At 69.3% G+C, this 12,603-nt stretch carries 14 protein-coding genes; 11 read left to right on the top strand and 3 right to left on the bottom strand.

Annotation, left to right across the window (positions count from 1 at the left end; all coding sequences use genetic code 11):
• Nucleotides 1-4: 4 nt before the first annotated feature.
• From JGR64_RS09215 to JGR64_RS09175, 9 genes are all read left to right on the top strand, one after another.
• Complete coding sequence (locus tag JGR64_RS09215) at nt 5-520, top strand: CYTH domain-containing protein (RefSeq protein ID WP_199373060.1); 516 nt, start codon at nt 5-7, stop codon at nt 518-520.
• Nucleotides 521-532: 12 nt separating this feature from the next.
• Nucleotides 533-1,534, top strand: coding sequence for a beta-N-acetylhexosaminidase (gene nagZ, locus JGR64_RS09210; RefSeq protein ID WP_199373059.1), 1,002 nt, complete (start codon nt 533-535; stop codon nt 1,532-1,534).
• Nucleotides 1,531-2,091: a hypoxanthine-guanine phosphoribosyltransferase gene (locus JGR64_RS09205; RefSeq protein ID WP_199373058.1), complete on the top strand. Its 561-nt coding sequence runs from the start codon at nt 1,531-1,533 to the stop codon at nt 2,089-2,091. The genes nagZ and JGR64_RS09205 overlap by 4 nt, the downstream gene beginning before the upstream one ends.
• A 13-nt stretch (nt 2,092-2,104) precedes the next feature.
• The gene (locus JGR64_RS09200; RefSeq protein ID WP_199373057.1) at nt 2,105-2,869 is read left to right on the top strand and encodes an S-methyl-5'-thioinosine phosphorylase; all 765 of its coding nucleotides are present in this window, start codon (nt 2,105-2,107) and stop codon (nt 2,867-2,869) included.
• Nucleotides 2,870-2,967: 98 nt separating this feature from the next.
• Nucleotides 2,968-3,174 carry a cold-shock protein gene (locus tag JGR64_RS09195; RefSeq protein WP_199373056.1) on the top strand — a complete coding sequence of 69 codons (207 nt, stop codon included), beginning with the start codon at nt 2,968-2,970 and terminating at the stop codon, nt 3,172-3,174.
• A gap of 128 nt (nt 3,175-3,302) precedes the next feature.
• Nucleotides 3,303-4,337: a glycerophosphodiester phosphodiesterase gene (locus JGR64_RS09190; protein WP_233348165.1), complete on the top strand. Its 1,035-nt coding sequence runs from the start codon at nt 3,303-3,305 to the stop codon at nt 4,335-4,337.
• A gap of 109 nt (nt 4,338-4,446) precedes the next feature.
• Nucleotides 4,447-5,484, top strand: coding sequence for a dienelactone hydrolase family protein (locus JGR64_RS09185; RefSeq protein ID WP_199373055.1), 1,038 nt, complete (start codon nt 4,447-4,449; stop codon nt 5,482-5,484).
• Entirely contained in the window at nt 5,481-5,945 is a 465-nt protein-coding gene (locus tag JGR64_RS09180) for a hypothetical protein (protein ID WP_199373054.1), read from the top strand. Before JGR64_RS09185 ends, JGR64_RS09180 begins: the two co-directional genes overlap by 4 nt.
• Nucleotides 5,946-6,042: 97 nt before the next feature.
• Nucleotides 6,043-8,175 carry a M13-type metalloendopeptidase gene (locus JGR64_RS09175; RefSeq protein ID WP_233348037.1) on the top strand — a complete coding sequence of 711 codons (2,133 nt, stop codon included), beginning with the start codon at nt 6,043-6,045 and terminating at the stop codon, nt 8,173-8,175.
• Between the two features lie 50 nt (nt 8,176-8,225).
• On the opposite strand, the gene JGR64_RS09170 is transcribed toward JGR64_RS09175, so the two are convergent.
• On the bottom strand, nt 8,226-8,783 hold the full coding sequence (locus JGR64_RS09170; protein ID WP_199373052.1) for a hypothetical protein: 558 nt from the start codon (nt 8,781-8,783) through the stop codon (nt 8,226-8,228).
• A 126-nt stretch (nt 8,784-8,909) separates the two neighbouring features.
• Here JGR64_RS09170 and tsaA point away from each other — a divergent pair, with 126 nt between their 5' ends.
• Together tsaA and JGR64_RS09160 are read left to right on the top strand one after the other, a co-directional pair.
• Nucleotides 8,910-9,467: a tRNA (N6-threonylcarbamoyladenosine(37)-N6)-methyltransferase TrmO gene (gene tsaA / locus JGR64_RS09165; RefSeq protein WP_199373051.1), complete on the top strand. Its 558-nt coding sequence runs from the start codon at nt 8,910-8,912 to the stop codon at nt 9,465-9,467.
• A gap of 102 nt (nt 9,468-9,569) precedes the next feature.
• A complete protein-coding gene (locus JGR64_RS09160) occupies nt 9,570-11,171 on the top strand; it encodes an SDR family oxidoreductase (protein ID WP_199373050.1) in 1,602 nt (533 codons plus the stop codon).
• 65 nt (nt 11,172-11,236) lie between these two features.
• On the opposite strand, the gene JGR64_RS09155 is transcribed toward JGR64_RS09160, so the two are convergent.
• The gene (locus JGR64_RS09155) at nt 11,237-11,761 is read right to left on the bottom strand and encodes a hemerythrin domain-containing protein (RefSeq protein ID WP_199373049.1); all 525 of its coding nucleotides are present in this window, start codon (nt 11,759-11,761) and stop codon (nt 11,237-11,239) included.
• An 88-nt stretch (nt 11,762-11,849) separates the two neighbouring features.
• A complete protein-coding gene (locus JGR64_RS09150) occupies nt 11,850-12,593 on the bottom strand; it encodes a DNA-formamidopyrimidine glycosylase family protein (protein WP_199373048.1) in 744 nt (247 codons plus the stop codon).
• Nucleotides 12,594-12,603 lie beyond the last annotated feature (10 nt).

The following is a 12,603-nucleotide window of genomic DNA, read 5'->3' as shown; positions in this document are numbered from 1 at the left end:
CCCGGTGGCAATTGAGATCGAACGCAAGTTCCTGGTGGCCGGCGACGGCTGGCGCGGGGCCGCGCACGCGGTGGTGCCGATGGCGCAGGGCTACATCAACGACCAGGCGGCGATGGACGAAGGTCGCCAGAACGCCTCGGTGCGGGTGCGCATCGCCGGCGAAGAAGCCTTCCTCAACCTCAAGTCGCGCGAGCTCGGCCACACCCGCCAGGAGTTCGATTATCTGATCCCGGTCGACGACGCGCGCGCCCTGCTGGCGCTGTGCGTCGGCGGCGTGGTCGACAAGCGCCGGCACCTGGTCTGCCATGGCGATCACCTCTGGGAGGTCGACGAATTCCTCGGCGACAACGCTGGCCTGGTGGTGGCCGAAGTCGAACTTGGCAGCGCCGATGAACCCTTCATGCGCCCGGACTGGCTGGGTGCCGAAGCCACCGACTGTCCGCGCTACTACAATCTGGCCCTGGCCTCGCGCCCGTACTCGCAATGGAGCGAGGCCGAGCGCGCCGGCCCGGAAGCCTGAAGGAGAAAGTCCATGCTCGTCATCGGCGTCGAAGGCACCGAACTCACCGCGCGCGAGCGCGACTGGCTGCAGCACGACGCCTGCGCCGGCGTGATCCTGTTCACCCGCAACTTCGCATCGCGCGAGCAGGTCGCCGAGCTGTCGGCGGCGATCCGCGCCGCCGCGCCGCGGCCGCAGCTGGTGTGCGTCGACCAGGAAGGCGGCCGCGTGCAGCGCTTCCGCGAGGGCTACAGCGCGCTGCCGTCGCTGCAGGGCTTCGGGCGCGACTACGCCGTCGATCCGCAGGCCGCGCTGGAGCGCGCGCGTGAGCACGCCTGGCTGATGGCCAGCGAGGTGCGCGCTTCCGGCGTGGACCTCAGCTTCGCGCCGGTGGTCGACCTTGGCCGCGGCAACCTCGCCATCGGCGACCGCGCGTTCTCCGACGATCCGCAGGTGGTTGCCGCGTTCACCCGCGCCTACGTCGAAGGCATGCACGCTGCCGGCATGGCCGCCACGTTGAAGCACTTCCCGGGCCACGGCTCGGTGCGCGAGGATACGCACTTCGACGACGCGGTCGACGACCGCACGCTGGACGCGATCCGCGCCGACGACCTGGTGCCGTTCGTGGCCGGCATCGACGCGGGCGCCGACGCGGTGATGCTGGCGCACGTGGTCTACCCCCAGGTCGCGCCGGAACCGGCCGGCTACTCGCCGCGCTGGATCAACGAGATCCTGCGCAGCGAGATGGGCTTCCGCGGCGTGGTGTTCTCCGACGACATCGGCATGGCCGCGGCGTTCTCCGCAGGCGGCGTGAAGCAGCGCATCGATGCGCACCTCGACGCCGGCTGCGACGTGGTGCTGGTCTGCCACCCGGACCTGGTCGAGGAGTCGCTGGCTGCCGTCGAAGGCCGCACGCTCAACACCATGGCGCTCACCGGGCTGCTGGGCCGCGGGGCACTCGGCTGGGACGGATTGCTCGCGGATGCGCGCTACAGCCGCGCGCGCAGCGGCCAGGGCGGCGGGGTGGCGGCATGAGCGCGGCGCTGCTTGCCGACGCGCTCGCCGGCGCCGACGTGATCCACGATCGCGCCGCGCTGGAAGCCGCGATCGAAGGCATGGCCGATGCCATCGTGCCGGACTACGCCGGCGACGCGCAGCCGCCGCTGTACATCACCATCATGCATGGCGGCATGCCGTTCGCCGCGCAGCTGGCGTTCGCGCTGGGCGAGCGCGGGCTGGACCTCGAATTCGATTACCTGCATGCCACCCGCTACCGCGGCGCGACCAGTGGTTCGCGGCTGGCGTGGCTGCACCGCCCGGCAACGCCCATGCGCGGCCGCCGCGTGCTGCTGGTCGACGACATCCTCGACGAAGGCCACACGCTCAACGCCGTGATCCGCTGGTGCCAGGACGAGGGCGCGGTCGACGTGCGCGTGGCGGTGCTGGCGACCAAGATCCACGACCGCTGCGTCGAGGGCGTGTGCGCGGATTACTCGGGTGTCGAAGTCCCGGACCGCTACGTGTTCGGTTACGGCATGGATTACAACGAGCAGGGCCGCAACCTGCCGGCCATCTACGCACTCGCCGACTGACCGGAGACAGCGCATGAGCCCGACGATTCCCGACCTCGCGCTCGCCGTCATCGGCGGGACCGGGCTGTACCAGCTGGCCGGCCTCGAGGACGTCGAGTCGCACCAGCCGGTGACGCGTTTCGGCGCGCCGTCCGGACCGGTCCGCATCGGCACCCTGGACGGGCATCGTGTCGCGTTCCTCGCGCGCCATGGCGAAGGCCATTCCGTGGCGCCGCACCTGGTGAACTATCGCGCGAACCTGGTGGCGCTTCAGGCGCTTGGCGTGCGCCGCGTGCTCGCGCTGAACACCGTGGGCGGCATCACCGCGCGCTTCGGTCCGCGCGTGCTGGCCTGCCCGGACCAGCTGATCGACTACACCTGGGGCCGCGTGTCGACCTTCTGCGAGGAGCCCGGCAGCGAGGTGCTGCACGTGGACTTCGGTGATCCGTACACGCCGTCGCTGCGCCACGCGGTGATCGCGGCGGCCGCCAGGTCCGGCGTCGCGCTGCTCGACGGGGGGTGTTACGGCGTTACACAGGGGCCGCGCCTGGAGACACGCGCCGAGATCACGCGCTTGGCGCGCGACGGCTGCGACCTGGTCGGCATGACCGGCATGCCCGAGGCCGGGCTGGCGCGCGAGCTTGGCCTCGACTACGCATGCCTGGCCATCGTCGCCAACTGGGCGGCCGGCGCAGGTCCGGTGCACGACGAGGTGATCACCATCGAAGAGGTGGTGGCCAACGTCGAAGCGGCGTCCTCCGGATTGCCTGGCCTGGTCTCGGCCCTGCTCGCGGGGTGATTGAAGTCGGCCGGGTTGCTTTGCATACTCGGGCCGTGTGTCCGGGCGCCTTGCACGCAGGCCACACGCAATCGCATCCAGACGAGGTGGACAGAGTCATGCAATACGGCACAGTGAAGTGGTTCAACGACGCCAAGGGCTTCGGTTTCATCGCACCGGAGGACGGCAGCACGGATGTCTTCGTGCACTACTCGGCAATCTCATCGGAAGGCTTCCGCAGCCTGCAGGAAGGGCAGCGCGTCAGCTACGAAGTCACCCAGGGGCCGAAGGGCGCGCAGGCGACCGGCGTCGCACCGGTCGCGTAAGCGCGACGATCAGGAAAAGAAAGCGTTTTCCCTGTTCCGGGGCCCCGTGATGCGGGGCCCCTTTTTTCTGGCGGGAGTGCGACAAGATGTACTGGATCCCGCTGGCACTGGCCATGGCCGCCTCACCGATGCCCACCACCGCTGGTCAAACCGAAGTGCAGCCGCCCGGACCGCTGGTGATCGCGCACCGCGGCGCCAGCGCGGTGCTGCCCGAGCACACCCTGGCCGCGTACATGCGTGCCATCGAAGACGGCGCCGACTACATCGAGCCGGACCTCGTCGCCACCCGTGACGGCGTGCTGGTGGCGCGGCACGAGGGCGAGATCGGCGGCACCACCGACGTCGCCGCGCACCCGGCCTTCGCCGACCGCAGGACGACGCGCCGCGTCGACGGCCGCGAGATCGAAGGCTGGTTCGTCGAGGACTTCACGCTCGCCGAACTGCGTACGCTGCGTGCGCGCGAGCGCCTCCCGCAGCTGCGCGGCACCGCACACGACGGCCTGTACGCAGTCCCGACCTTCGACGAGATCGTGGCGCTGGTGGCGCGTGAATCGGCGGCTCGCGGGCGCGAGATCGGCCTGATTCCCGAGCTCAAGCATTCCACCCACTTCAGTGCACGCGGGCTGCCGCTCGAGGGCCGCCTGCTCGACGCGCTGGCTGCGCACCCCTACACCCGCAGCGCAGCGGTGGTGATCCAGTCGTTCGAAGTCGGCAACCTGCGCGCGCTGCGCGCGAAGCTGGGCGAGGGCAGGGCGAACATCCGCCTGCTGCAACTGCTCGGCGCGGCGGATGCGCGACCTGCCGACATCGCCGCTGGCGGACCGACCTATGCCGACATGGCGACTGCCGCAGGCCTGCGCGAAGTCGCCACCTATGCCGACGTGCTCGGCCCGCAACTTGGCTACGTGGTGCCGGTGGGTGCCGACGGTCGGCCGGGCAAGCCCACCACGATGGTCGCCGACGCGCACGCCGCCGGACTGCAGGTGATGCCGTATACGTTCCGTCCGGAGAACCGGTTCCTGCCGCGCAGCCTGTGGCAGGGCGAAGACCCGCGCAGCCGCAACGAGGAGGGTGCCGTCGCACATATCCGCGCCCTGCTCGATGCCGGCATCGATGGCTTTTTCACCGACGATGTCCGTGTGGGTCGCAGGGCTGTGGATTAGGCGGCGAGCGGTGACGTTCGGCAGGGTGCATTCCGCCGCATGAAATCCCGGGTCGCCAAGTGTCTGATTTGCCTCGGCCGCGGTAGCGGCTACAACAATGGGGAACGCCATGAAATGGGTCAAGCGCATCGCGGTTGTTCTGGGGCTTCTTGCATTCGCCCTGACGGCGTACGCCGTCAGCACAGCCAGAGATTCGGACAGGCCGGTCGGCTTCCAGACCGCACGAGTTGAAAGCGGGAGCGGCCCGATCGCCGTCGCCCTGTGGTATCCCACATCCGGAACGCCCCGCCCGACGACGTTCGTGAGTGGCAATCTGCTCAACGTCGCCAGGGACGCGCCTGTGCTCGGCACGAAGCTGCCCGTGGTGCTGGTCTCGCATGGCAATGACGGAAGCGCCCTGAGCCATGTGGACCTCGCGATGGAGCTGGCGAGTGCGGGCTACGTCGTGGCGGCGCCCACCCATGCCGGCGACAACTACGCCGACCGTAGCCGCCAGAGTTCGCCGGCGCTCTTCAGCCAGCGTGCGGAGCAAATGCGCGCGACCCTGGATTTTGTCCTGGAGGGATGGCCCGGCGCGTCCAGCGTCGACGCGTCCCGCGTGGGTGCCTATGGCCTGTCCGCAGGCGGCTTTGGCGTGCTCACCCTGGTCGGCGCCAGGCCGGATATGGCCGCTGTCTCGGAGCACTGCCGGCGGACGCCGGAGTTCATCTGCAAAGTCCTCGGGCATGTGAAATCCCCTCTGCTCGACAGCGGCGAGGGATCGGGAGTGTTCCTGAAGGACCCGCGAATCCGTGCGGCCGCGGTAGCCGCGCCAGGGCTTGGCTTCACGCTGGCGGGAAATGGCTTGTCCGACGTGGACGTTCCCGTGCAGGTATGGAGCGGCGAAAAGGACGACCTCGTGCCTTTCGCAACGAATACCCGGATCGTGCTGGATGGGCTGGGGCCCCGGGCCATGGCGAGGCAAATGGCAGGCGCCACACATCTGTCGTTCCTGGCGCCCTGCGGCTTGCTGAAGCCTCCGGCCCTCTGCAGTGATCCCGAGGGATTCGACCGGCTTGCCGCCCACAAGGCCATGAACGCGGAGCTGGTTTCCTTCTTCAATTCGCACCTGGGGGCTCCCGTGCAGCACACGGCGCCCGCTCCATGACGACTGTCGCGCCCATGCGCCTTCTCCCCCTGTTGCTGCTGGTCGCATGCGTCTTCGGCGCCTGGCGCTGGTGGGATGGCCGGGAGGCTGCACGCGCCGATAGCGCCGACAGCGGCGCCGCCATCAGCGAGAACGGCTTTGTATCCGTGCGCATGCCGGATGGCGCATCGCGGCACGCGGTGCTCGTCCTTGCACCGAAGAACTGTCCGTCCGACCAGGCACGGCGCAGCGAGGCGCTGGTCGCGTTCCTTGAAGACAAGGGCGTGCCCGTGGTCCGGGGCAGCTCGATCGCGTTCTCCATGGACGATCCCACGCCCGAACAGGTCGCGGGCGCGAACCGCGCGATCGAAATCTTCAAGCGCGGCGCACCGGCTGTCTTCATCAACGGCATGGCCATGTCCGATCCGACGCCGGCGCAGGCGGCGGCGGAGTACCGGAGGCTTCGCGCGACGGGGCGCTAGTTGCGCCATGCGTGAGCATCGGCTCGAAAAAGCAGGGTTGGGTATCCTTGCAAGGCTGACGCCCGCGGGCGTCCGTCCACCCGCCAGGAGTTACGATTTGAAGACCAGCCTGCTCTCCGCCGCGACCGCGCTCGCACTTGCGATCGCCGCGCCCGTTTCCGCCCATGACGCCCGCGATGCCGCCGGCTGCCTGGACATCGCCTGCGACTCCACCCTGCTATATGCCGCCGACGATTCGGGTGCCGGCAGCACCGGGGCGAACGTCGCAGCCGACCGCTTCGGCACCTGGGGCATCGATACCGCGGGCATGGATCGCGATGTGTCGCCGGGTGCGGACTTCTTCGGCTACGTCAGCGGCACGTGGGCCGCCAACACCGACATTCCCTCGGACAAGTCGATGTACGGCTCGTTCCTGGTCCTGCGTGACCTGTCCGAGGCGCGCGTTCGCGGCCTGGTCGAGGGCTACGTCGGGCAGGGCGGCGCCGCGACCGGCGACGCCGCCAAGGTCGCCACGCTGTACCGCAGCTTCCTCGACGAGGCCGCGATCGAGGCCCTGGGCGCGACGCCGCTGGCGCCGCACCTCGACGCCATCCGGGCCGCGGCCGACAAGGACGCACTGGCCGACCTCATGGGCGCGGCTTCCGGCGGCGTCGGCGCCACCCTGTTCCGCCTTGGCGTGTCCGACGACCAGCGTGATCCCGACCGCTACACGCTCTACATGAGCCAGTCCGGCCTCGGTCTCGGCGACCGACAGATGTACCTGGACGAGAAGTTCGCGCCGCAGCGCGAGCGCTACGTCGCCTATATCGCGCAGCTGCTGCAACTCGCCGGTTGGGACGATGCGCAGGGCAATGCGCAGCGCGTGTTCGATTTCGAGAAGGCGGTGGCCGACGCCCACTGGACCCGTGCCGACAGCCGTGACCGCAGCCGCACCTACAACCCGGTCGAGCGCGACGCGTTCGCGACCACCGCGCCGGGCTTCAACTGGGAGCGCTACTTCGCCGCGGCCGGCGTCGAACAGGCGCCACGCGCGGTCGTGCGCCAGGACAGCGCGATGCCGAAGCTGGCGAAGCTTTTCGCCGCTGCCGACCTCGATACGCTCAAGGCCTGGCAGGCCTTCCACGTCACCGACCAGGCGGCGCCGATGCTGTCGAAGGCCTTCGTCGACGCCCACTTCGACTTCCGCTCGAAGTTCCTCTCCGGCCAGCCCGAGCAGAAGGAACGCTGGAAGCGCGGCGTGGCGCATGCCGAAGAGGCGATGGGCGAGGCCATCGGCCGCGACTACGTGCAGCTGTATTTCCCGCCGGACTCCAAGGCCAAGATGGACGAACTGGTGGCCAACGTGAAGGCGGCCATGGGCGCGCGCCTGGACCAGCTGGAATGGATGGGCGAGGACACCAAGGCGGAGGCCCGCGCCAAGCTGGCCGGCTTCGGCCTGAAGATCGGCCACGCGGAGACCTGGCGCGACTATGCCTCGCTGGAGGTCAGGGACGGCGACGTGCTCGGCAACGCGCTGCGTTCGGCCGCCTTCGAATGGGACTACGACCGCGCGCGCATCGGCCAGCAGGTCGACAAGGCCGAGTGGGGCATGACCCCGCAGACGGTCAACGCCTACTACTCATCGGTGAAGAACGAGATCGTGTTCCCGGCCGCGATCCTGCAGCCGCCGTTCTTCGATCCCGACGCCGATCCGGCGGTGAACTACGGCGCCATCGGCGGCGTGATCGGCCACGAGATCATCCATGGCTTCGACGACCAGGGCCGCAAGTCGGACGGTGCCGGCCTGCTGCGTGATTGGTGGACGGCCGACGACGCCGCCAAGTTCGAGGTCCAGGCCGCGAAGCTCGGCGCCCAGTACGAGGCCTTCGAGTTCCCGCAGCTGCCGGGCATGCACATCAACGGCAAGGTCGCGATGGGCGAGAACATCGGTGACCTGGGCGGGCTGACCATCGCACTGGAGGCCTACCGCCGCTCGCTCGACGGCAAGCCGGCGCCGGTGATCGACGGCTTCAGCGGTGAGCAGCGCCTGTTCATGGGCTGGGCCCAGGTATGGCGCACCCTGTGGCGCGACGACGCCCTGCGCCAGCAGTTGGTCAACGGCACGCATTCGCCGGGCCACATCCGCGCGTTCGCGCCGCTGCGCAACATCGACGCCTGGTATGACGCGTTCGACGTCAGCGAAGGCGATCCGCTGTGGATCGCGCCCGAGGATCGGGTCCGCATCTGGTAATGCGGGAGTGATGCGCGCACGGGTCGCCGACGGTGACCCGTGCGCGGCGTCTATGCCAGGCCGGCCGGCCGCAGTTCGATGCCCAGCGCCGGCGCGATCGCACGCATCGCCTCGTCGTCGCGGCTGAGCGCAATCCAGCCGGCGGTGGTCTCGGTGCCGGTTTCCCACACCCACAGCGTGTAGCCGTAGGCGCGCAGCGCGTCGTAGGCCACGTGCAGCAGGTCGGCGATGCTGGCGTCGGCGAGGAACTCGTCGTCGGTCGGATCCTCGACGCCCCAGTCGAGCTCGAGGTTCCAGCGCGAGATGAGCTCGGTGATGCTTTCCACGAACGCGGCGGCATCGTCGTCGTGCACCTGGAAGCCGGACTTCCAGTCGATGATGTCCTTCAGCACCCAGGCCGGCTCGAACTCGTCTTCGCCGGCATCGGCGGTCGCGTCCTGGTAGGCGGCGAACTGCTGCAGCGCGGTCTCTTCGTCGCCGGGATTGAGCAGCAGCAACAGCTGCCAGACCAGCGTCTCGTTGCCGGCGTCCTCGTCGATTTCAAGGTCGGGATCGAATCCGCCGGCGTAGTTGTCGTCGGGGTCGAATTCGCTGTCGGGAGCGTGCATGGCGGGTGGTCCGGTGCGGGGCGCACAGGATAAGCGCAGCGTGGTGGCCAGGGCGTCGCGTGTCCGCTCCGCGCGCGCTGGCGGCGGCCATGGGACCATGGCCGGCCCATGCTGCCAGACCCGCCCATGCCGCCCGAACCCGGCTCCGCCGCGCCCGCGCCCGACGAGGCCAAGGTGTTCACGTTCAGCCCGATCGCCTACGTGCGCTCCCCGTACGCGCGCCGCATCGACGCGCCGCACCAGGCCACGGTGGTCGAAGGCACCGAAACCGGCGATGCGGTCGACGCGCATATCGAATTCATCGACACGCTGCCGGCGGCCGCGTTCCGCGACCTGGCCGGCTTCGCGCGGATCTGGCTGGTGTTCGTGTTCGACCGCAGCGAGGGCTGGAAGGCCGAGGTGAGGCCGCCGCGCGGCGGCGGCAAGCGCAGCGTGCTCGCCACCCGCGCGCCGCACCGGCCGAACGCGATCGGACTGTCTGCGGTGGAGCTGGTGGCGGTGGAGGCGCGCGCGCTGCGGGTGCGCGGGCTGGACCTCCTTGATGGCACGCCGGTGCTCGACATCAAGCCCTACGTGCCCTACGCCGACGCGTTTCCGGGGGCTGCGGCCGGCTGGATCGACGCGATCGACGCCCGCACCGGCCGTCATTCCGCGCCCGGGCCGCGGCGGCCGCGGACCCGCTGAACCGGCAGCCTGCCACTCCGCCGGGGCCGTGCAGGCGCGGCTCGCTGCGATCTTCAGGCGCCGGCGCTGTCGTTTGCGGCGCCCAGCCCGCAAACTATGCGCATGACCACGACCTCACCGGGCGCACCTGACGCCCGCGCCGACCTGCCCGGCGATACGCTCGAAGCGCGCCTGCGGGACGCCACCGATACCCTCGAAACCGTCGCCGCCGACCACGCGCTGCTCGACGCGCTGGACGACGCCACCCGCGAGCGCCTGCACCGCGCGCTGGCCGCGATCAGTGCGCCGGTCGATCCCGTGGCGCGCCGCCAGCGCCGCAAGCAGGCCAAGCGCAGCCGCGTGCTGGAAAAGAACCAGCGCGACGACGCGATCCTCGATGCCACCGGCATCCGCACGCTGCGCCGCCAGCCGGTGTTCACCACGCCCAACTATTTCCCGCCGAGCGGTTTCAAGCCCCTCGACCTCGATGCCGACGTGCCGCCGCACCACGAGGCGCTGGAGCCGCAGCACTGCTACGTGTGCAAGCAGAAGTACACGCGCATCCACCACTTCTACGACCAGCTGTGCCCGACCTGCGCGGACTTCAACTTCGCCAAGCGCACAGAGCTCACCGACCTGACCGGGCGCGTGGCGCTGCTGACCGGAGGCCGGGTCAAGATCGGCTACCAGGCCGGCCTGAAGCTGCTGCGCTGCGGCGCGCGGCTGATCGTGACCACGCGTTTCCCGCGCGATTCCGCGGCGCGCTACGCCGAGGAGCCCGACTTCGCCGAATGGCACGACCGCCTGGAGATCTTCGGGCTCGACCTGCGCCACACGCCGAGTGTGGAGGCGTTCTGCAGCGAGCTGCTGGCCACGCACGACCGCCTCGATTTCATCATCAACAACGCCTGCCAGACGGTGCGCCGCCCGCCGGGGTTCTACGCGCACATGATGGCGGCGGAAACCGCCGCGCTGCACGAAGCGCCCGAACACCAGCGCGTGCTGCTCGGCCGCTATGAAGGCCTGCGCGCCACCGCGGTGCTGCCGGAAGGCGAAGGCGGTGCGCTCGCAGGCCGCGACCTGCGCCACGACGCCGCCGCCGGCCTGACCCGCGCCGCCGAGCTGTCGCAGGTGCCGCTGCTGGCCGAGGAACTGCTGGGCCAGTCGCACCTGTTCCCGGAAGGCCGCCTGGACCAGGACCTGCAGCAGGTCGACCTGCGCGGCCGCAATTCATGGCGCCTGCTGATGGACGAGGTGCCGTCGGTGGAGCTGCTGGAAGTGCAGCTGGTCAACGCGATCGCGCCGTTCCTGATCAACGCGCGGCTCAAGCCGCTGATGCTGCGCACGCCCGACGGCAGCCCGCCCACGCGCGACCGCCACATCGTCAACGTGTCGGCGGTGGAAGGGCAGTTCTATCGCAACTTCAAGACCACGCGGCACCCGCACACCAACATGGCCAAGGCCGCGCTCAACATGATGACGCGCACCTCGGCCGCGGATTACCACGGCGACGGCATCCACATGAATTCCGTCGACACCGGCTGGGTGACCGACGAGGATCCTGTCGAGATCGCCGCGCGCAAGACCATCGAGGAGCGCTTCCATCCGCCGCTCGACATCGTCGACGGCGCGGCGCGCATCGTCGATCCGATCATCGCCGGGCTGAACACCGGCGAGCACGTGTGGGGCCAGTTCCTGAAGGACTACAAGCCGACCGACTGGTAGGCAGCATGCGCCGGGGCGCCACGTGGCGCTCCCGGTGCTGTCGGCTCGACGCACGCGGACGTGCGTCAGCCCGGCGCCTTCGGATTGCGCAGTACTGACTTCAGGCCTGTCTTGATCTTGGCGTGTGCGGTGATTCCGGCCGCGACAAACGACGACTTCCACTCCTCGTACTGCTCGTCGAACTCCGCGAGTTCTTCGGCGGTGAACAGGTCGCGGGCAGAGGCGAACATCTCCTTCTCCTCTTCCTTCGCATGGTGGTCGATGAATTCGCCCAGCACCTTCACCGAACCGGCGAACTGGCGCGAGGTCTTGTCCGACGCGTGCAGGTCGGGGAGTACGGTCAACTCGACCGCACGATGCTCCTGGATCGCCTCGGCGTGCTGCAGCAGCTGCTCGTGCGAGGCGCGCTTGGCGAACGCCGGGTAGAACACCAGCTCCTCCCACTTGGCGTGCGGGATCAGGTTCGCCTCGATCTTCTCCAGCAGGTCGGTCCGCGTCTTCTCGGCGCGGTCGGTGGTGGCGTTGATCTGTTCGAACAGGGCGCGGAGGGCGTCGTGTTCCTTTTTCAGGGTGGCGAGGATGCTGCGCATTGGCGGTGGCTCGTGCGGGCGGGCTGGCTATCCAAACCCGGTGCCACGGATGCCGGCGTGAAGGACGCCGGCTCCCGCGCAGAGCGCTTCAATCGGCGACGTACAGCCGCTGGCAGGTGTCGCACCAGAAGGCACGCCGCTGCGCACGGCCGAGGTGCTTTCGGAAGGTCAGCGGAGTGCCGTCGCGCGGGCAGCTCCGCCTGGTGTGCACCTGGTAATTTTTCTTCAGCACGAAGGCCTTCTTCCAGCGGTAGAAGTCGAAGCTGTATTCACGCGCCTGCGCAACCAGCTCCGACAGCTTGCGCGCGGGCAGGGCGCCGACCGTGCTTTCCGGGTGCACGCGGATCCGGTGCAGCACCTCGTTCTTGATGATGTTGCCCACGCCGGCAAACACGTCCTGGTCCAGCAGCACGTCCGCGGCCAGCGCCTCCGGTTGCGCGCGCAGCTTGCGCCGCGCCAGCGCCGGGTCCCAGGCGTCGTCCATGACGTCGCCGCGCCAGTCATAGCTGTCGTCGAGCGCACCTTCGACGAAGCGCACCGAACAGGCATAGAAGTTGAGTTCCTCGCCCTTGCTGAAGCCCAGGCTCAGGCGCGGCGGCGTGGCCTTGCCCTCGTTGATGCGGTAGCTGCCGAACAGCAGGAAGTGGATGCGCAGGCTGAAGCCGTGGAACTCAAGCAGGAAGTGCTTGCCCCAACTGCGCACGGCAATCAGCTTGCGGTTGCGCATGCGCTCGATGTCCTGCGTGCTGTTGCCCGAAACGCGCAGCACCTTGCGGCCGGCGAAGCGCGCGGCATCCTCGCGCAGCAGGATGATGGAAGGACCTTCCGGCATGGCGGCGAGT

It is taken from the genome of Luteimonas sp. MC1572, from assembly GCF_016615815.1.
Classification (GTDB): domain Bacteria; phylum Pseudomonadota; class Gammaproteobacteria; order Xanthomonadales; family Xanthomonadaceae; genus Luteimonas.
This window is presented reverse-complemented; position numbering and strand designations above follow the sequence as displayed.